Raw genomic sequence first — 19,189 nt, 5'->3', positions numbered from 1 at the left:
TCCCCAGCACCCCACCAGCCGGGTGCTGGGGATTTCTCATGCCCCGATTCGACCGGCCGGGCGGGTTGATTATGCTAAACACCATGACTTTACCTGAGACCCCTACGGCTCCTGAGAACGTTCTTGTGTGCGTGGCCTGGCCCTACGCCAACGGCCCGCGCCACATCGGCCACGTCGCCGGCTTCGGCGTGCCCTCCGACGTGTTTGCCCGCTACCAGCGAATGCGCGGCAAGAACGTGCTCATGGTCTCCGGTACTGATGAGCACGGCACCCCGCTCCTGGTCCAGGCGGACAAAGAGGGCGTGACTGTGAAGGAGCTGGCGGACCGCTACAACGAGCAAATCGTCCACGACCTTGCTGGTCTGGGCCTGTCCTACGACCTGTTCACCCGCACCACCACGCGCAACCACTACGCGGTGGTCCAGGAGCTGTTCAAGGGCCTCTACGCCAACGGCTACATGGTCAAGGAGACCACCAAGGGCGCGATCTCCCCGTCGACAGGCCGCACCTTGCCGGACCGCTACATCGAGGGCACCTGCCCAATCTGCGGTGCCGACGACGCCCGCGGCGACCAGTGCGACACCTGCGGCAACCAGCTCGACCCGGCCGACCTGATCAACCCGGTCTCCAAGATCAACGGGGAAACTCCGGAGTTTATCGAGACCGAGCACTTCATGCTGGACCTGCCCGCCATGCACGACGCGCTCGCGTCGTGGCTCGAGACCCGGCAGGACTGGCGCCCGAACGTGCTCAAGTTCTCGCTCAACCTGCTCGAGGACATGCGCCCGCGCGCGATGACGCGCGACATCGACTGGGGGATCCCGATCCCGGTGGAGGACTGGCAGGACAACCCGTCGAAGAAGCTCTACGTCTGGTTCGACGCGGTCATCGGCTACCTGTCTGCCTCCATCGAGTGGGCCGCGCGCACCGGCGACCCGGAGGCGTGGAAAACCTTCTGGCAGGACCCGGCCACCGAGGGCTACTACTTCATGGGCAAGGACAACATCACCTTCCACTCCCAGATTTGGCCCGCCGAGCTGCTCGGCTACGCCGGTAAGGGGGCGAAGGGCGGCGAGTCCCACGCGCTCGGCGAGCTCAACCTGCCCACTGAGGTTGTCTCCTCCGAGTTCCTCACCATGTCCGGCTCCAAGTTCTCGTCCTCCAAGGGCGTGGTCATCTACGTCAAGGACTTCCTCAAGGAGTTCGGCCCGGACCCGCTGCGCTACTTCATCGCGGTGGCCGGCCCCGAGAACAATGACACGGACTTCACCTGGGACGAGTTTGTCCGCCGCGTGAACAACGAGCTCGCGAACGGCTGGGGCAACCTGGTCAACCGCACCGTGTCCATGGCGCACAAGAACTTCGGTGCCGTGCCCACCCCGGGACACCTCGACGACGCGGACCGAGCCATCCTGGACCTGGCCGAGCAGACCTTCGCCACCGCCGGCGAGGACCTGTCCAAGGCGCACTTCAAAGCGGCGATTACGAAGGTCATGCACGTCGTCGGCGAGGCGAACGCCTACATCGCGGACCAGGAGCCGTGGAAGCTGGCAAAGGATGACACGCAGCGTGAGCGCCTGGCCACCGTCCTGTGGACCGCCCTGCAGGTGGTCTCGGACTGCAACGCAATGCTCACCCCGTTCCTGCCGCACACCGCGCAGAAGGTCCACGAGACCCTCGGCCGCTCCGGCGTGTGGGCCGCGGAGCCGCGCATCGAGGAGATCACCGACGACGCTGACTACGACCTCGTCGGCGTCGGTCTGCCGGAGAAGGGGCAGACGTACCTGACCATCACCGGCGATTACACCAGCCAGCAGGCGGTGTGGCAGCGCGTGGACATCGAGGCCGGCACCGAGCTTGCCAAGCCGAAGCCGCTGGTGGCCAAGCTGGATCCGGAGCTGGGGCAGACGGGCCCCGAGTGGGCGCCCGTCCAGTAGCAGGGTGACCGAGCAACGACCGCGGAAGCGCTCGCTGGAATTCGGCGGGCGCACGCGCACCTGGGTCGAGGTCCCCGGCGGGGACACCGGCACGCTGATCCTGTTTTTGCACGGCTCGCGCCAGTCGGGCAACGTCGCACGCAACTTCACGGACCGCACCTTCGAGTCGCTCGGACACACCGTCATCTACCCGGACGGGGTAGGCCGTCACTTCAACGACCTGCGCCGCGGCTTCCGCGAGTCGGCCCGCACGCTCGGCGTCGACGACGTCGGCTTCCTCACCGCGCTCCTCGCGCGTTACCCCCACGAGCGCGTCATCGGCTGCGGATTCTCCAACGGGGGTCAGATGCTCATCCGCATGCTTATCGACGCCCCCGCCACCCTCCACGCAGCCGCCCTCTTCGGGGCATCCATGCCCACCGAGGAGAACACGCTTCCCCCGCGTGACTCGTCGCGAGCATGGCACCCGACCCCGATCCTGTGCGTGCAGGGGACCGCAGATCCGCTCGTCCCGTACGAAGGAGGCATGGCCGGCATCGGCGGCAACAACCGCGGCGTGACCCGCTCGGCGGTCGATTCCGCCGCGTACTTCGCGGCACGCAACGGCGCATCGCTTCGGGGCCGGACGCAGCTGAGCGAGCACATTCACCTCGATACCTGGGACGGGGATGCCCCGGTGCACCTGGCCACCATCGAGGGCTTCGGCCACATGGTGCCGTGCGCGAAGGACCTTGACCCGCGCCTGGGGCCGGGGACGCGCGAGGTGACGGGGGCGGGGCTCGTCGACAAGCTGCTTTGCTAGCGCAGGTGCAGGTAGAGGTCCGTCACGGTATCGGACACGAGCTCCTCGAAGCTGCCCGCGCCGAGCGGCTCGCCGGCGGCCTCGGCCTCGGCGGCGAACTCGCGCCACGCCCCAGAGAGTTCAGTGCGCGGGCCGGTGTGGCGGTGGACAAGCGCCGTCGTCGCATCGAAGTGCGCCAGCTCGACGCGGTCGTCGCCGGTGTCGCCCGCGAACGGCTCCACCAGTGGCAGATCCTGCTCGACCACCACAAAGCCGACGCCGACGTCGAAGGTGCCGTGAGGTTCGGACAAGATGTAGGCGCGCGCGGCCCCTGGCTCGGCGCCGGTGGAGATGAGGAACTCGCGCAGGTTGGGCAGGGCCTCGCCGGTCAGCGCGGCCATCTCGGTGGGGCTGACGGTGTCGCGCACGAGGATTGCGGTGTGCGCGGGGACGGTGACGCGTTCAAAGGAAGCCATGGGCTTGAACCTAGCAAAGTGCTCACAGGAACTGCTGCACGAAGGCGGTGAGCTTGCCGGGCTCGGCGTCCTCGAAGCGGGCGTCCACGATCACCATGGGGGCGGCGTACTTCGGCTCGGCGGTGTCGATGTCGCGGGCGACGACGAGGTCGGTGCCGTAGTCGTCGAAAAGCAATTGCCACGCAAAGCCGTGGTCGCGCACGAGCGCGGCCCCAAGCGCTGCGCCGAAGATGCGGGCGGTTTCGCCGCGCGGGTAGCCGCGGCGCACGTCCTCGGGGAGCCGGTGGTAATACCCGAGCGTGTGCTCGAAGCTCTTCACTACCGCGTCGACATCGCCGTTGATGCCACGGCCCGCGGCCTCGGCCAGGTCGCGGTCGAGCTGGGTGCGGGTCTGCGGGTCCAAATCTTGGAATGCCATAGGCTCTACTGTATGAGCAAAAAGAAGCCACGCCCCACACCAGTGCCCGCCGAGCGCGTCGCCAAGCTTATCGACGCCCACACCCACCTCGCCTCCGCCGGCGCCCGCACCCGCGACGAGGTCGATGCGATGGTGGCCCGCGCCGTGGACGCGGGCGTCGAGCGGATGTGCACCGTCGGCGACGGGCTGGACGAGGCCGAGCTCGCGCTGGCCGCGGCCCACTTCAACGAGCGCGTGTTCGCCGCCTGCGCGATCCACCCGACCCGCGCGCACGAGCTCGACGCGCCCACGAGAGACCGCCTGCGCGAAATGGTCCAGGACGAGCGCTGCGTGGCGGTGGGGGAGACCGGCATCGATACGTACTGGCTCAAGCACGACGCGGACGGCACCGCCCCGCTGGACGTGCAGGAGGAGGCGCTGCGTTTCCACATCGACCTGGCGGTGGAGAGCGGGAAGGCGCTCATGATTCATAACCGCGAGGGCGACGCCGAGCTCATGCGCATCTTGGCGGACGCACCTGCCCCGCGCGAGGTGATGCTGCACTGCTTCTCCTCGCCGGTGGAGGTAGCGCGCGAGGCAATCGAGCGCGGCTACGTGCTGAGCTTCGCGGGCAACGTGACGTTCAAGCGCAACGAGGGCATGCGGGAGGCGGCGGCGCTCGCGCCGGCCGGGCAGCTGCTCATTGAGACGGATGCGCCCTACATGACGCCGGAGCCGTTCCGGGGCGCGCGCAACGAGCCGTCGCTCATCGGGCACACGGCAAAGGTGGTCGCCGAGGCGCGCGGGATGGCGGTCGAGGCGCTCGCCGAGGAGGTCTCGGCAACGTTTGATCGCGTGTTCAACGTGTGACAAAAGTGGTGCCTGAGGAGGGAGAAGCGCCGAGTGGCGGCACGTTTGCGATTGGGGTGTGGAGTGCGACACGCGCGGAGGTCACAATCTTGTAAACCCCGCGCCGTTACCGTATTGTTACCGCAGTAGTACACGGTCGTATCACAGAAGGAACCATCCCCGCTATGTCCCGCACCACCTCCCGCACCCCCGCTGCACGGCGCGTTGTGGCCAGCACTGTGGCTGGCGCCGCGATCGTCGGCAGCGCCACCGCTGCCGTCGCCGCGCAGAAGGACATTACCGTCGACGTGAACGGTGAGACCACCAACGTCTCCACCTTCTCCGGCGACGTGAACAAGGCCCTCGAGGCCGCCGGCGTGCAGGTGAGCGACAAGGACGTGGTCTACCCGGCGCCGGGCGAGAAGCTGGCCAACGGCGACACCGTCACTGTGCGCACCGCCAAGCCGGTCGCCGTGGTGGTTGACGGCGTGGCGCAGGAGCTGACCTCCACCGCCGCCACCGTGGGTGACCTCATGGACGAGGCGGGCCTGGCGGCCAACGCTGCGACCGATGTGGACCGCGACCAGCCGGTGACCGAGGGGCTGAACGTCGATGTGACCACCCCGAAGATCGTGGCCATTAATGACGGCGGCAACGTCACCTACACCGCCGCCGCCGCGAAGACCGTCGGCGACCTGCTCGCCGAGCGCGGCGTGACCTTCGACTCCAACGACCGCCTCAACGTCGCCCTGGATGCGCCGGTGACCCCGAACATGCAGATCACGCTGGACCGCGTCGAGCTGCTCAAGGACCGCGAGATCATGGACGTGAAGGCCCCGGCCGAGTACGTCGACGACCCGGAGCTCGAGGAGGGCACCGAGGAGGTCCGCAAGGAAGAGGTCCTGGGCGAGAAGCAGGTCGTGCGCCACACCGTCGTGGTCAACGGCGTGCCGGAGGAGACCTTCATCGCGTCCGCACACGAGACCAAGGAAGCGCGCCCGGCCGTGATCCACCGCGGCACCAAGAAGGCCGCCAAGTCCGAGCAGGGTAACACCGGCGCCGCCGCCCCGTCCGTCGCGGGTGGCTCCGTGTGGGACACCATCGCGCAGTGCGAGTCCGGCGGAAACTGGGCCATCGACACCGGCAACGGTTTCCAGGGCGGCCTGCAGTTCACCCCGGGCACCTGGGCCGGCTTCGGCGGCACCGCCTACGCCCCGAGCGCCAACCAGGCGACCCGCGAGCAGCAGATCGCCGTGGCCGAGAAGGTCCAGGCGGCGCAGGGCTGGGGCGCATGGCCCGCCTGCACCGCCAAGCTGGGCATTGGCTAGTCGCTCCGCGCCCCACCCGGCTGGGTAAGCTGGGTCCCCATGAGCCAATCCCACCTGCTGGGCCCCGTCGAGATCCGCGAGCTCGCCACCGAGCTGGACGTCACCCCGACGAAGAAGCTCGGCCAGAACTTCGTGCACGACCCGAACACGGTGCGCCGCATCGTCGCCGCCGCGGAGCTGACCCCGGACGACGTTGTCGTGGAGGTCGGCCCCGGGCTCGGCTCGCTCACCCTCGGCCTGGTGGACACCGCCGCCCACGTCACCGCGTTGGAGATTGATCCGCGGTTGGCGGGCCGGCTGCAGCAGACCGTCGAGAAGCGTGCCCCCGACCACGCCGCGAAGCTGACGGTGACCAACATCGACGCGCTCGCGGTGACCCGCGCCGACCTGGACGTCGCGCCGACCGCGCTGGTGGCAAACCTGCCCTACAACGTTTCCGTGCCGGTCCTGCTGCACCTGCTGGAAGAGTTCCCCACCATCCGCCGCGTGCTGGTGATGGTGCAAAAAGAGGTGGCGGATCGCCTCGCGGCCGCGCCGGGCTCGAAGATCTACGGCGTGCCGAGCGTCAAGGCCGCGTTCTACGGCGACGTTTCGCTCGCCGGCACCATTGGTAAGCACGTCTTCTGGCCCGCGCCGAACATCTCCTCGGGCCTCGTGCGCATCGACGTCACCGCTGATGCCGCGCGCCGCGCCATACGCCCCAAGGTCTTCCCGCTTATCGACGCCGCGTTTTCCCAACGCCGCAAAACCCTGCGCTCGACCCTCGCCCAGGTCTACGGCGCCCCCGCGGCCGCCGAGGAGGCGCTCACGGCGGCCGGGATCGACCCCGGACTGCGCGGCGAAAAGCTGGGGGTCGAGGACTTCATCCGGCTTGGGGAGGCGCGATGAGCAACGGTGCGCAACGCTTCTCCGCATCTGCCCCCGGCAAGGTCAACCTGCATCTGGGCGTTGGCGAGGCCCGCTCGGACGGCTACCACGACCTGGTCAGCGTCTTCCAGGCGGTGGATCGCCGCGAGACGGTGACGTTGGTCGTGCAGGACGCGCCCCCGGTGTCCACCGGCAGCGTGGTCACCGGTATGACCACCACGTTCGGGGTGCGGCGCCCGGAGGAACACATCGACGCCCCCTTCAACCTGGCCTGGCGCGCCGTGGACGCGGTGGTGGACGAGTACCGCCGCAGCGGCGCGGAGATGGTCACCGCGCTGCCGCCGGTGCACATCGAGGTAGACAAGCAGGTCTTCGTCGCCGGCGGGATGGCCGGCGGCTCCGCCGACGCGGCGGCCGCGCTCGTGGCGGCGAACGCCTACCTCGCCGCATTTGCCGGCAGCGAGCTTGGCCGAGACACGCTTCACCGGCTCGCCGCAGAACTGGGTGCGGACGTCCCATTCTCGCTCATGGGCGGCACCGCGCTCGGCACCGGTCGCGGCGACGAGCTCGTGGAGATGCTCACCCGCGGCAGCACTCACTGGGTGTTCCTCAACCCCAAGGTGGGTATCCCGACTGGGCAGGCGTTCGGCCTGCTCGATGACTTGCGGCACAATGACCCCGCACTCGTCCCGCGCCTGGGCACCGCCACGGTAGCGCGGGCCCTGACGCGGGGCGACGCCCACGAGCTCGGCCGCGCGATGCACAACGACCTCGAGGCGGCCGCCACGACCATGCGCCCGATCCTCGTGGAGATCCTCGCCTTTGCCGGAGCGCTGCCCGGCGTCGCGCGCTCGATGGTGTCGGGCTCCGGGCCGACGATCGCGCTGCTGTGCCGCGACGCCGCCGCGGCCGAGCAGGTGCTGGGACAGGTGCGCGAGCGCTACCCGGACTACGAGTCCTTCGGCGCCACGGGACCTGCGCCGGGGGCACAGGCGGCACAGTAAACTCAGGTTCGTTATGGCGAATCTGATCAATCTGGAAAACGTGTCCAAGACGTGGGGGCTGAAGACCCTGCTGGACGGGGTCTCGCTCGGCGTGCAGACCGGCGACCGCATCGGCATCGTCGGCGTCAACGGCGGCGGTAAGACCACGCTGCTCGAGGTGCTCACCGGCATCGAGCCGCCGGACGCGGGCCGCGTGTCGCACAATTCGGACCTGCGCATGGCGGTGGTGACGCAGCGCTTCGACCTGGACGAGCAGCTCACCGTGGGCCAGGCGGTGGTGGAGCCGCTGGGGTTGCAGACGTTCGAGTGGGCGTCGAATAGCAAGGTGCGCGAGGTCCTCCAGGGCACCGGCGTCGCGGAGCTCGGCCTGGACACCCAGGTGGGCAACCTCTCGGGCGGCGAGCGTCGCCGCGTGAACATCGCCGCCGCGCTCGTGCAGGACCTGGACCTGATCGTGCTCGACGAGCCGACTAACCACCTGGACGTGGAGGGGGTGCAGTGGTTGGCCGAGCACCTGCTCTCGCGCAAGCTCGCCGTGGTGGTGGTCACCCACGACCGCTGGTTCCTCGACACCGTAGCCACCCTGACCTGGGAGGTCCACGACGGCACGGTCGACGTGTACGAGGGCGGCTACAACGACTGGACGTTCGCCCGCGCCGAGCGCGCCCGCCAAGCCGATGCGATTGAGCAACGCCGGCAAAACCTGGCGCGCAAGGAGCTCGCGTGGCTGCGCCGCGGCGCCCCGGCCCGCACCTCCAAGCCCCGCTACCGCATCGAGGCCGCCGAGGCGCTCATCGCGGACGTGCCCGCCCCGCGCGACTCGATCGAGCTCATGGCCTTTTCCAAGCAGCGCCAGGGCAAGGTGGTCATCGAGCTGGAGGACGCGCGCATCGACGCCCCCGACGGCCGGACCCTCGTGGACCACCTCACCTGGCGCCTCGCCCCGGGCGAGCGGATCGGCCTCGTCGGCGTCAACGGCTCCGGCAAGACCACGCTGCTGCGCACCCTCGCCGGCGAGCACGCGCTTCACGACGGCAAACGCGTCGAAGGCCAGACCACCCGCATCGGGTGGCTGCGCCAGGAGCTCGACGACCTGGATCCCTCCCGCACCGTCATCGACGCGGTGGAGGACGTGGCCAACTACGTCCACGTGGGCAACAAGGAGATCTCCGCCTCCCAGCTCGCCGAGCGGCTCGGGTTCTCGCCGAAGCGGCAGCGCACCCCGGTGCGCGACCTCTCGGGCGGCGAGCGGCGGCGCCTGCAGCTGACCCGCGTGCTCATGAGCGAGCCGAACGTGCTGCTCCTGGACGAGCCAACCAACGACCTGGACATCGACACCCTCCAGGAGCTGGAAAACCTGCTCGACTCCTGGCCGGGCACGCTCGTGGTGATCTCGCACGACCGCTACCTCATCGAGCGCATCGCGGACGTCACCTACGCCCTGTTCGGCGACGGGAAGCTGACCAACCTGCCGGGCGGGATCCAGCAGTACCTGGACCGGCGCGCGGCCACGTCCACGTCGTCGGGTCCCCTGGATTTGGGGGAGAAGGAGCACGGGGGCGTCGAGAAGCAACAGGCCCTGAGCTCGCAGGAGGCACGCGAGCTGCAGAAGAAGATGAAGGCGCTGGACCGCAAGATCGCGAAGGCGGACGAGCAGATCGCCGCCGTGGAGGGCGAGATTGCTGCGATGTCCGCGCAGGACGCGCCCGACTTCGAGGCGATCGGGGCGAAGACGAGGCAGGTCGGCGAGCTGAAAGACCAGCGCGACGAGCTGGAGATGGAGTGGCTGGAGCTGGGTGAGCAGCTCGAGGGGTAGGGCGCAGTGGCGCGTAGGTCACATGATCGCCTAACATTACGTGGGTCACTTTCCCGCGTATAACGAAATGGGGGTCACCGCAATGGCCACTCAAGAGCAGCAGACCAGAGAAGCCGCGCAAGGCTCTGGCAAGGGGATCGGTGCGATGGTCGGCGCCGTCTTCCTGATGGCGACCTCGTCCATCGGCCCCGGGTTCCTCACCCAAACCTCGGTCTTTACCGTCCAGATGGGCGCAGCACTCGGCTTTGCCATCCTGCTGTCCATCATCGTGGACATTGCGATCCAGCTGAACGTGTGGCGCGTCCTGGGCATCTCCGGGCTGCGCGCCAACGAGCTGGGCAACATCGTGCTGCCGGGCCTGGGCTGGTTCATGGCGGCGCTGGTGTTCATCGGCGGGCTGGTCTTCAACATCGGCAACATCGCGGGCACCGGCCTGGGCGTGAACGCCATGCTGGGGCTGGACCCGAAGATCGGCGGCGGCATCTCCGCGGCGATCGCCGTCCTCGTCTTCCTGTCCAAGCGCGCCGGCGTGGCGCTGGACCGCATCGTGGTGGTGCTCGGTGCCATCATGATCCTGCTCATGCTGTACGTGGCGATCGTCTCGCAGCCGCCGGTGGGGGAGGCGCTCAAGCAGACCGTCCTGCCCGAGCGCGTCGACTTCCTCACCATCACCACCCTGATCGGCGGCACCGTCGGTGGCTACATCACCTTCGCCGGCGTCCACCGCCTCATTGACTCCGGTAACTCGGGCCTAGAAAACATCAAGCAGATCACCAGCTCGTCCGTGCTGGGCATCATCGTCATTGGCATCATGCGCGTACTGCTCTTCCTCGCCGTGCTCGGCGTGGTGGCCACCGGCGTGGCGCTGTCCGAGGACAACACCGCGGCGGACGCCTTCTACCAGGCGGCCGGCGAGTTCGGCCTCCGCGCGTTCGGCCTCGTCCTCTTCGCGGCCGGGCTGTCCTCGGTGATCGGCTGCTCCTACACCTCGGTCTCCTTCGTCACCACGCAAGCGACCTCGGAGCGCACCCGCAACCTGCTTACCGTCTCCTTCATCGTGGTGTGCGCGGTGGCGTACCTGCTCATGGGCGCCGCGCCGCAGATGCTGCTCATCTTCGCGGGCGCGTTCAACGGCATCATCCTGCCCATCGGTTTCGCCGTGGTCATGTGGGCCGCGTGGCGCCGCCCGGACCTGCTCAAGGGGTACCGGTACCCGAAGTCGCTGCTCATCATCGGCTTCGTTGTGCTGCTCGGCTCCGTCGTCCTGGGCGTGATGTCCCTGACGAAGCTGGGCGCGCTGTGGGCATAAACCCGGCAGCCATGACTCCGGCGGAGGCGCGCGCCTACTTCCGCGAGCACAACGTCACCACGACCGCAGGCTTCGCGCCGGGCAACGTGCAGGCCAACCTGATCGCGGTGGACAAGCAGCACGCCTTCGATTTCCTGTTGTTCGCGCAGCGCAACCCGAAGCCGTGCCCCGTCATTGGCGTCCTCGAGCCCGGCCAGGTCAGCTCACACCTCATGGAGGGCGGCGACATCCGCACGGACATCCCCGCCTACCGCATCTACCGTCACGGCGAGCTCGTCGAGGAAACCACCGACGCCACCGAGTATTGGACGAAAGACATGGTCGGCTTCCTCATCGGTTGTTCATTCACGTTTGAGCGGGCGCTTCTCGACGCCCACGTCCCCGTCGCCCACATCGCCCAGGGCCGCAACGTGCCCATGTACCGCACGAACCTGCAGTGCGAGCCCGCCGGCGTATTCGCGGGCCCCATGGTGGTGTCCATGCGCCCAATCCCGGCCGGCCAGGTCGCAGACGCGGTGCGCATCACCTCGCGCTACCCGGCGGTGCACGGCGCGCCCGTGCACGTGGGCGACCCCTCCCTGATCGGCATCGAGGACCTCGGGCAGCCCGACTTCGGCGACGCCATCGACATCCCGGCGGGCGCCGTCCCCGTGTTCTGGGCGTGCGGGGTGACCCCGCAGTCCATCGTCATGCACTCGAGGCCGGACCTGGCCATCTGCCACTCGCCGGGCAAGATGCTCATCACGGACGTGCACGACGCCGAGTACCAGGTGCCCTAGCGTCCCCTAGGAAATCGTGGCGATCGTCGCGTTCGCCTTCACGCGCTCGCCCGCGGCCGCCGCCAGGGAGATCTGGCCGTCGCGGGTGGCCTTCACGCTGGACTCCATCTTCATTGCCTCGATGGTGGCCACGGCGTCGCCCTTGGACACCACGTCGCCGTCGGCAACGAGCCACTCAACGATGGTGGCCTCGTACTTCACCGTGACTGCGCCAGCGGCATCAGCCGCACCGGGAGCCGGCTCGGCGCTACCGCCCGCAGCTCCGCCGCCGGAGAGCAGCGCGACCGGCACGCCGACGGTGTGAAGCTTGCCGTCGATTTCGATGACCAGGGACGTGCGATCGTCGTAAATGTGCTCAATGTCCTCCACCTCGTGCTGCGCCGAGGGTGAGTAGTTGTGGTCGACCCAGTCGGTGTAGACGTCGAGCGAGTCGCCCGTGAGCTCCGGCGCGGTGATCATGTCGCGGTGGAACGGCAGGACGGTGCGCACGCCGCCGATCGAGAACTCCTTGAGCGCCTGCTCGGCGCGGCGCATCGCGGTCTCGCGGTCCGGGCCCCAGACGACGAGCTTGCCCATCAGCGAGTCGTAGTAGGCGGGGATGGTCCACCCGGTCATCACGCCGGAATCGACGCGGATGCCGGGGCCGGTGGGCAGGTCGAAGCGGGTGATCGTGCCGGGGGAGGGGGCGAAGCCGTTGGTGACGTCCTCTGCGTTGATGCGGAACTCGAAGGCGTGGCCGTTGACCTCGGGGTCCTTCCCGGCGAAGGAAAGGGGCAGGCCCGCGGCGACGCGGAACTGCTCGGCGATGATGTCCACGCCGGTGACCTGCTCGGTAATCGGGTGCTCCACCTGCACGCGGGTGTTGACCTCCAGGAAGGATACCGTGCCGTCCTCGGAGACGATGTATTCCACCGTGCCCGCGGACTGGTAGCCGGCCTGCTGGCAGATGGCGCGCGCGCCCTCCTCGATGGCGGTGCGCTGCTCGTCGGTGAGGAACGGAGCCGGCGCCTCCTCGATGAGCTTCTGGAAGCGGCGCTGCGTGGAGCAGTCGCGGGTGCTCAAGACGGCGACGTTGCCGTGGGCGTCGGCAAGCACCTGCGCCTCGACGTGGCGCGGGTGGACGAGGAACTTCTCCACGTAGCACTCGCCGCGCCCGAACGCCTCTTTCGCCTCGCGGCCCGCGGAGGCGAAGCCCTCCTCGATGTCGGCCTCGTCGAAAACGACCTTCAGGCCGCGCCCGCCGCCGCCGAACGCCGCCTTGATGGCGATGGGCATGCCGTGCTCGGCGGCAAAGTCGCGCGCCTCTTCCCAGGTCTCCAGCGGCTCCCCGGTGCCGGGGGCGAGCGGCGCGCCGACCTTGACGGCGAGCGCGCGGGCGGACAGCTTGTCGCCCAGCAGCTCGATAGCCTCCGGCGGCGGGCCGACCCAGCGCAGGCCCGCTTCCTCGACGGTGCGGGCGAAGTCGGCGTTTTCGGACAGGAAGCCGTACCCGGGGTGTAGGCAGTCCGCGCCGGCGCGGTGAGCGATGTCGATCAGCGCCGGGATGTTCATGTACGTCTCCGCCGAGGTCTTGCCCGGAAGGAGGTAGGCCTCGTCCGCCACCTGGGTGTGCAGCGCGCCGGTGTCCGGCTCGGAGTAGACGGCGATGGAGCGGATGCCCAGGTCGCGGGCGGTGCGCGCGATGCGCACGGCGATCTCTCCGCGGTTGGCAATCAGGACGGCGGTAAGCGGCTGGTGCTGGGGGGCGTTAGTCATTCTTTTCCTCAAACAGTTCGAAACGGATGGTGCCCCCGGGCGGGAGCTGGGTGGCAATGTCGACGTCCTCGTTGATCACCGTGGCGATGACCGGGTAGCCGCCGGTGACGGCGTGGTCGCGCAGGAACACGACGGGCTGGCCCGACGGCGGGATCTGCACGGAGCCGGCGACCATGCCCTCGGAGGGAAGCTCCTCGGTGCGGGCCCGTTCGAGGCCTTGCTCGGAGTCCAGCCGTAGGCCGACGCGGTTGGATTCCGCGGTGACGGTGTAGGTGGTGGAGAGGAACTGCTCGATCGCCGCGGGACTGAACCAGTCGTCGCGCGGCCCGAGCACCACGCGGACGGTGCCCGTGGTGGTCGCGCCCTCCTTGCGCACGCGCAGCGGGTTGGACAGCAGCGCGTTCGCGGACTGGGGCCGCGTGAGCGACATGGCGATGGTGTCACCCGCGCGGATCGGATCGGGGCCGAGCCCGGAGAGCATGTCTGTCGCGGCGGAGTCCAGCTCCGTGTCGGCGATGAGCCCGCCGCGCACCGCAATGTAGGTGCGCATCCCCAGGCGGGCGGGCGCCACGACGACCTCCGCGCCGGCGGGCACGATCGTCGGCGTGGCCAGCAGGGCGGGGCGGCCGCCTACCGTCACGTCCGCGTCGGCGCCGGTGACGCAGATGACCGTCTCAGCTAGCGCCGTCAGCGTCAGACCGCCGATGTTCTCCAGCAGGGTGGCGTTGCGCTTGTTGCCCACCGCGGCGTTGGCGGTGCGCGCGCTCGCCCGGTCCGCCGACCCGGACGTGGTCACGCCGAGGTTGCCGTTGCCCTGCCGGCCCAGGTCCTGGTAGAGGGTCTGCATGCCCGGGTCGTCCACGGAAAAGATGGGGCGGCGCGGCGGAGTGGCCAGGTGGTGGTGGCTCGTCTCGGTCGCGTCCTCGAGCGCGTCAACGGCGCGGTAGTGAACCCGGTCGCCGGGTGCGACGAGCGCCGGCGGGGTCGCGGCGGAGTCCCACATCGGGGTGTGCGTGGTGCCGATGAGCTGCCAGCCGCCCGGCGAGGTGCGCGGGTAGACCGCGGAGAACTCGCCCGCCACGGCCACGGCGCCGGCGGGAACCTCGGTCCGCGGGGAAGTCAGCCGCGGCACGCTCAGCGCCCGCGCCGGGTCCTCCGGCACGCAGTAGGTAAAACCGGGGGCAAACCCGCCGAAGGCCGCGACCCACGTCGTGGAGGTGTGCCACGCAATCAGCTCGTCCACGCTCATGTGCAGGGATTCGGCCAGGGAGGTGGTGTCGGCGCCGTCGTAAAGCACTGCGATCTCCACGTCGCGGGGTGCGCGCTGCTCGGCGGAGCTCGGGCTTATCGACGCCAACCTGTCCGTCGCCTCACGCGTCGCCGTCGGGGAGTCGAACGTGAGGAGCACGGTGCGGGCCGCGGCGATGACGTCGGTCTGGCGCGGCAGCGGGTTCGCCTTGAGGAAGGCGTGCCAGTTCATCACGGTGGCCAGGTCGGGCAGGTCCACCATGAGCCCGCGGGTGCCTACCGGGGTGATGCGTACGCTCATAGGAAGCTCGCGATCGTGATTCCGGACTGGCCGAGTCGCTCGACCACGCTGCGGGTGAGCTCGACGGAGCCGGGCGAGTCGCCGTGGACGCAAACGGACTCGGCCTGCACCAGCACCTCGGTGCCGTCGATGGCGGTCACGGAGCCGGTTGCGGCGACCTGCAGGACGCGCTGGGCGACCTGCTCGGGGTCGTGCATCACCGCGTTCGGCTCGCGGCGCGACACCAGCGTGCCGTCCGGGTTGTAGCCGCGGTCGGCGAAGGCCTCGCGGATCACGCGCAGCCCAGCGCGCTCAGCAATGTCGCAGGCCACGCCACCCGGGAGCAGCATGACGGGCAGGTCGCGGTCGAATGCCTTGATGCCGTCAATGACCGCCTTGGCCTGCGCCTCGTGGTGCACGATCGCGTTGTAGAGGGCGCCATGGGGCTTGACGTAGCGCACCTGCAGGCCTTGGGCGCGGGCGAGCGCGTCGAGGGCGCCGATTTGGTAGAGCGTTTCGCTGGCAAGCATGCCCGGCTCGTAGTCCACGAAGCGGCGGCCAAACGCGGCCGGGTCGTGGTAGGCAATGTGGGCGCCGACCGAAACGCCGTGTTCCGCGGCGGCAGCCAGCGTGGCCGCGATGGTGTGGGGGTCGCCGGCGTGGAAGCCGGTGGCGACGTTGGCGCTCGACACCATGCCGAGCATGGCTGCGTCGTCGGCGACGGGGTTGCCGGCCGTGGTTTCTCCCAGGTCGGCGTTGAGGTCAATGGTGGTGCTCACAGGCGGCATCCCTTCTCACAGCTGAAGCATTGAACGTGGGCGACGGAATGCATGGTGCGGCTCACACGAGGCGGGTGCTGGCTCGTGGGCCACAGGCAGATCCTGACACAGTTATACTCCGCCACGCATGCGGTGGGCTAAATCGGTTCGCCGTTGTTGATCTTGGCAATCAGCTCGTTGACCATCCGCCCCTGATCCTCCAGCGATTCCTGCAGGTAATCGGACGCTTCCTGCCGGCGTTCCTCGAGCAGGAGCTCGACGAGATGCTCGTTGATGTCAATGAACTGGCGGTGAAACGTGGGCTGGTGCTGCACGATCGGCAGCGTGGCCAGGCGCAAGAAGGCGTCGAGCTGGTCCATTGTGTCGCCCAACGTCTTGGACCCCATCGCGGAGAGGACGACGTGGTGGAACGCCTGATTGATCGCGGAGACGAGGTCATCATCGTTCTGTGCGATCGCCTCCCGTGCTTCCTCGTTGAGCAGGGTGAGCCGCTCGATGTCGAGGTGCTCGCCCCACAGCAACGCCGCGGGCTCGATGGCGGCGCGGGCGCGGTAGGTGTCCGTGACAAACTCGGGGGAGGGGGTGGCCAAAAATACGCCGCGGTTGGGAAGTCGCTCGCACAGCCCCTCCGACGTCAGCATGGCAAACGCCTCGCGCAGCGTGTTGCGCGAGACGCCGAAACGTTCGGCCAGCGCTACCTCGTTGAGCTTCTGGCCAGGCGAAAACTCGCCACGCGAGATGGCGCGGCGAACTTCGGCGGCAACATTTTGGGCAAGCATGGCATCCGGCTCGAGGTGGGGAAGAAGACAACATATTTACGGTACTCGCTACAGCCGGGTGGAGGAGGGGAAACTCCCCCTTTTATGCACCGGGCCGAGCGCGAGCGCGTACATTGCAGACAAGCGTAGCGCAGAGTTGTTGAACAATTGGCGCGCAACCCAATCCGCCAAGTCCGGGTACGGTGGTCCACATGATTTTGATTAACGTACGATTCAAGCCGCTTGATGAGCATGTAGAGAACTTCCGCGAGGTCGTGTCGGAGTTCACCAACGCCAGCCGCGCCGAGGACGGCTGCCTCTTCTTCAACTGGTACCGCTCCGAGGATGACCCGAAGGAGTACCTGCTCGTTGAGGCGTTCAAGGACGACGCCGCTGAGGCGCACGTCAACTCGCAGCACTTCAAGGACGCCCAGGAGCTGTTCCCGAAGGTCCTGAAGGAGACCCCGACCATCATCAACACGCTCATCGAGGGCAAGACCGAGTGGGACGAGATGGCGGAGTTCAAGGTCAACCGCTAGGTTGAGCATTTTGCTCGGCAGCTTTCATCCTGGGTACGGTGAAAGACATGAGCGAAGAACATGCGGCGAAGAAGCCGCCGAAGCTTTCCAAAAAGGCGTACGAGCAGGAGCTCGTGCGACTCCAGGCGGAGCTTGTGCAGATGCAGCAGTGGGTCGTGCGCACCGGCGCGCGCCTCGTCATCGTGATGGAGGGGCGCGACGCTGCCGGAAAGGGGTCCGCGATCAAGCGAATCACCCAGTATCTCAACCCGCGCACGTGCCGTATCGAGGCGCTGCCAAAGCCGACCGAGCGTGAGCAGGGGCAGTGGTACTTCCAGCGCTACGTCGAGCGGCTCCCAGCAGCGGGCGAGATCGTGATTTTTGATCGCTCCTGGTACAACCGCGCCGGCGTCGAGCGCGTGATGGGCTTCTGCTCCTCGCAGGAGTACCGCCGCTTCCTCCACCAGGCCCCGATTTTCGAGCGTCTCCTGGTAGAAGACGGGATCATGCTGCGCAAATACTGGTTCTCGGTGTCCGACGAGGAGCAATACAAGCGCTTCCAGTCCCGCAAGGAGGACCCGCTGCGCCAGTGGAAGCTCTCGCCGATGGACTTGGAGTCCATCACCCGCTGGGAGGATTACTCCCGCGCGAAGGACGAGATGTTCATCCACACCGACATCCCGTCCGCGCCCTGGTACACGGTGGAGAGCGAGGACAAGAAGCGCTCGCGCATCAACGTCATCTCGCACCTCCTGTCCACGGTGCCCTACGAGCACGTCGAGGTGGACCTGCCGGAGATTCCGGAGCGCCCGGAGATCACCGACTACGAGCGCCCCCCGCGCGAGGAGTTCCGCTACGTGCCGGACGCCGCCGCGAAGCTGGAGCAGCGCCGCGTTGAGTCGGAAAAGCCCGGCAAGAAGCACAAGAAGGGCAAAAAGAAGAAGAAGTAGCGTTACTGCTTCGGGTACCCGCGCGGCGTGGACACGGTCGGGTCGCGCGGGATCCAGAACCTGAGTGGGGCGTCCGCGTTTTTGCTAATGCCAATGCGCGGCCCGGCCACCCATTCCGGCTCCGTCTCTCGCGGCGTGAGCTCAACTGGCGTCCCGTTGTCCGCGAGCTCGAGCCCCAGCGCCTGCCCTAAATTCCCTGGACCGCGCGCCAGATTTGCAAAGGGAATCCGGTTGCGATCAGGCCGCTGCCGTCGCTTCCGCGCCAGCGGCTCGCCCGCGATGACTTCGCCGCCGCGCATGAGACAGCCCTGCCCGTCGCCCTCCGGCGCGCAGACAATGTTGCCGTTGAGATGGATCCCGTACGACAGGTAGACGTACAGCCGCCCGCCCGGCCCGAACATGGCGGCGTTGCGGGCGGTCTTCCCCCGGTGCGTGTGCGCGGCCGGGTCGCTCGCGCCCGTGTAGGCCTCCACCTCGGTCAGCTGCACCGTCACGCCGCGGTGCGTGATCAGGCACCCCAGCAGCTGCGGGGCGACGAGGTCAGCGGGTTGTGCGAAGTCGATCATTTGGCCCATTGGGCAAGCTTATCGACGGCCGCGTGCTCCCCATTCGTCCCAATGACCTCATGCGCAATCGCCTTGAGGTCCGGGTGCGCGTTCCCCATCGCGACGGCGGTGCCGACGGCCTGCAGCATGGAGAAGTCGTTGAGGTAATCGCCGATCGCGGCGGTGTCCTCCTGCGCGATGCCGAGGGTTGCCGCCAGCGCGGTGAGCGCCGCGCCCTTGGACGCGGCCGGCGGCATGATGTCCAGCCAGTGCTTGGAGCTCACGAGCGCCTCGAGCTCCGGCACCGTCTCCCGGACCCAGGGCAGGCCGTCCAACTCGGCGTCGCCGTCGACGAAGAGGGCGATTTTGACGATGCGGTGCGCGGGGGCGTCGGCAAGCGTGCTGACCCGCTCGTTGGCCAAGTAGTACTTGTCCACCTCGCGCTGCACCTCGGCGGGGGTGTCGGCGAGCGTGAAGGAGGCCTCGGGCGTGCACATGACGGGGTGGGCGGTGAAGGGGGCGTGCGGGAAGGCGTCAACAAAGCGGCGCACGGTGTCCTCCGGCATGGTGATGGCGGAGACGATCTCGCCCAGGTGCTGGACCACGGCTCCGTTCTCCGCGATAAAGGTGTCGGGTTCGTTGCGCGCAAACATGGAGCGCAGCGTGGCTAGCTGGCGGCCGGAGGCGGGGGCGACGGTGATGCCTGCGGCGCGCGCCCGGTCGAGCGTGTGCCAGAAGTGCTCGGGGATCGCCCCGCTGGGGGCGAGCAGCGTTCCGTCCATATCGAGGGCAACCAAGCGCGGGGCATTCATT

Annotated in this window: 19 protein-coding genes; 11 read left to right on the top strand and 8 right to left on the bottom strand. The window is 68.4% G+C overall.

The features are described 5' to 3' along the window. Positions 1–83 precede the first annotated feature (83 nt). Positions 84–1,937, top strand: coding sequence for a methionine--tRNA ligase (gene metG, locus CKJ82_RS08105; protein ID WP_095537721.1), 1,854 nt, complete (start codon positions 84–86; stop codon positions 1,935–1,937). Positions 1,938–1,941: 4 nt separating this feature from the next. After that, positions 1,942–2,739 (top strand): CE1 family esterase, encoded by a 798-nt coding sequence (locus tag CKJ82_RS08100; RefSeq protein WP_095535734.1) that lies wholly within the window; start codon positions 1,942–1,944, stop codon positions 2,737–2,739. On the opposite strand, the gene CKJ82_RS08095 is transcribed toward CKJ82_RS08100, so the two are convergent. Together CKJ82_RS08095 and CKJ82_RS08090 are read right to left on the bottom strand one after the other, a co-directional pair. Next, the gene (locus CKJ82_RS08095; protein WP_095537720.1) at positions 2,736–3,194 is read right to left on the bottom strand and encodes a hypothetical protein; all 459 of its coding nucleotides are present in this window, start codon (positions 3,192–3,194) and stop codon (positions 2,736–2,738) included. The two genes, CKJ82_RS08100 and CKJ82_RS08095, sit on opposite strands and share 4 nt — an antisense overlap. Positions 3,195–3,216: 22 nt before the next feature. Beyond that, on the bottom strand, positions 3,217–3,612 hold the full coding sequence (locus tag CKJ82_RS08090) for a DUF3806 domain-containing protein (RefSeq protein ID WP_095276976.1): 396 nt from the start codon (positions 3,610–3,612) through the stop codon (positions 3,217–3,219). 12 nt (positions 3,613–3,624) lie between these two features. Here CKJ82_RS08090 and CKJ82_RS08085 point away from each other — a divergent pair, with 12 nt between their 5' ends. The 7 genes from CKJ82_RS08085 (at position 3,625) to CKJ82_RS08055 (ending at position 11,543) form a co-directional block, all read left to right on the top strand. Further along, entirely contained in the window at positions 3,625–4,461 is an 837-nt protein-coding gene (locus CKJ82_RS08085) for a TatD family hydrolase (RefSeq protein ID WP_095537719.1), read from the top strand. Positions 4,462–4,625: 164 nt separating this feature from the next. Beyond that, the gene (locus CKJ82_RS08080) at positions 4,626–5,768 is read left to right on the top strand and encodes a resuscitation-promoting factor (RefSeq protein ID WP_095537718.1); all 1,143 of its coding nucleotides are present in this window, start codon (positions 4,626–4,628) and stop codon (positions 5,766–5,768) included. A 39-nt stretch (positions 5,769–5,807) separates the two neighbouring features. Next, positions 5,808–6,656: a 16S rRNA (adenine(1518)-N(6)/adenine(1519)-N(6))-dimethyltransferase RsmA gene (gene rsmA, locus CKJ82_RS08075; RefSeq protein WP_095537717.1), complete on the top strand. Its 849-nt coding sequence runs from the start codon at positions 5,808–5,810 to the stop codon at positions 6,654–6,656. Continuing rightward, positions 6,653–7,639 carry a 4-(cytidine 5'-diphospho)-2-C-methyl-D-erythritol kinase gene (locus CKJ82_RS08070; RefSeq protein ID WP_095537716.1) on the top strand — a complete coding sequence of 329 codons (987 nt, stop codon included), beginning with the start codon at positions 6,653–6,655 and terminating at the stop codon, positions 7,637–7,639. The genes rsmA and CKJ82_RS08070 overlap by 4 nt, the downstream gene beginning before the upstream one ends. 13 nt (positions 7,640–7,652) lie before the next feature. Next, a complete protein-coding gene (locus CKJ82_RS08065; protein ID WP_095537715.1) occupies positions 7,653–9,455 on the top strand; it encodes an ABC-F family ATP-binding cassette domain-containing protein in 1,803 nt (600 codons plus the stop codon). Positions 9,456–9,600: 145 nt separating this feature from the next. Next, entirely contained in the window at positions 9,601–10,764 is a 1,164-nt protein-coding gene (locus CKJ82_RS08060; protein ID WP_198947128.1) for an NRAMP family divalent metal transporter, read from the top strand. Further along, the gene (locus CKJ82_RS08055) at positions 10,755–11,543 is read left to right on the top strand and encodes a putative hydro-lyase (RefSeq protein ID WP_420838558.1); all 789 of its coding nucleotides are present in this window, start codon (positions 10,755–10,757) and stop codon (positions 11,541–11,543) included. Before CKJ82_RS08060 ends, CKJ82_RS08055 begins: the two co-directional genes overlap by 10 nt. A 6-nt stretch (positions 11,544–11,549) precedes the next feature. Here CKJ82_RS08055 and CKJ82_RS08050 read toward each other — a convergent pair whose 3' ends face one another. From CKJ82_RS08050 to CKJ82_RS08035, 4 genes are all read right to left on the bottom strand, one after another. Continuing rightward, positions 11,550–13,298, bottom strand: a complete 1,749-nt coding sequence (locus tag CKJ82_RS08050) for an acetyl/propionyl/methylcrotonyl-CoA carboxylase subunit alpha (RefSeq protein WP_095537712.1) — start codon at positions 13,296–13,298, stop codon at positions 11,550–11,552. Continuing rightward, a complete protein-coding gene (locus tag CKJ82_RS08045) occupies positions 13,291–14,847 on the bottom strand; it encodes a 5-oxoprolinase subunit B/C family protein (protein WP_095537711.1) in 1,557 nt (518 codons plus the stop codon). The genes CKJ82_RS08050 and CKJ82_RS08045 overlap by 8 nt, the downstream gene beginning before the upstream one ends. Next, complete coding sequence (locus tag CKJ82_RS08040; RefSeq protein ID WP_095537710.1) at positions 14,844–15,614, bottom strand: LamB/YcsF family protein; 771 nt, start codon at positions 15,612–15,614, stop codon at positions 14,844–14,846. Before CKJ82_RS08040 ends, CKJ82_RS08045 begins: the two co-directional genes overlap by 4 nt. A 128-nt stretch (positions 15,615–15,742) precedes the next feature. Next, positions 15,743–16,384, bottom strand: a complete 642-nt coding sequence (locus CKJ82_RS08035; RefSeq protein WP_095537709.1) for a GntR family transcriptional regulator — start codon at positions 16,382–16,384, stop codon at positions 15,743–15,745. A 191-nt stretch (positions 16,385–16,575) separates the two neighbouring features. Here CKJ82_RS08035 and CKJ82_RS08030 point away from each other — a divergent pair, with 191 nt between their 5' ends. Both CKJ82_RS08030 and ppk2 read left to right on the top strand, forming a co-directional pair. Continuing rightward, a complete protein-coding gene (locus CKJ82_RS08030) occupies positions 16,576–16,902 on the top strand; it encodes a putative quinol monooxygenase (RefSeq protein WP_095276950.1) in 327 nt (108 codons plus the stop codon). A gap of 47 nt (positions 16,903–16,949) precedes the next feature. Then, complete coding sequence (ppk2, locus tag CKJ82_RS08025) at positions 16,950–17,831, top strand: polyphosphate kinase 2 (RefSeq protein WP_095537708.1); 882 nt, start codon at positions 16,950–16,952, stop codon at positions 17,829–17,831. Positions 17,832–17,833: 2 nt separating this feature from the next. Here the strand turns inward: ppk2 and CKJ82_RS08020 are convergent, their stop codons facing one another. Together CKJ82_RS08020 and CKJ82_RS08015 are read right to left on the bottom strand one after the other, a co-directional pair. Beyond that, complete coding sequence (locus tag CKJ82_RS08020) at positions 17,834–18,397, bottom strand: DNA-3-methyladenine glycosylase (protein WP_095537707.1); 564 nt, start codon at positions 18,395–18,397, stop codon at positions 17,834–17,836. After that, positions 18,394–19,188: an HAD family hydrolase gene (locus CKJ82_RS08015; protein ID WP_095537706.1), complete on the bottom strand. Its 795-nt coding sequence runs from the start codon at positions 19,186–19,188 to the stop codon at positions 18,394–18,396. Before CKJ82_RS08015 ends, CKJ82_RS08020 begins: the two co-directional genes overlap by 4 nt. Position 19,189 lies beyond the last annotated feature (1 nt).

The sequence above is a fragment of the Corynebacterium gottingense genome, from assembly GCF_002285125.1.
Taxonomy (GTDB): domain Bacteria; phylum Actinomycetota; class Actinomycetes; order Mycobacteriales; family Mycobacteriaceae; genus Corynebacterium; species Corynebacterium gottingense.
This window is presented reverse-complemented; position numbering and strand designations above follow the sequence as displayed.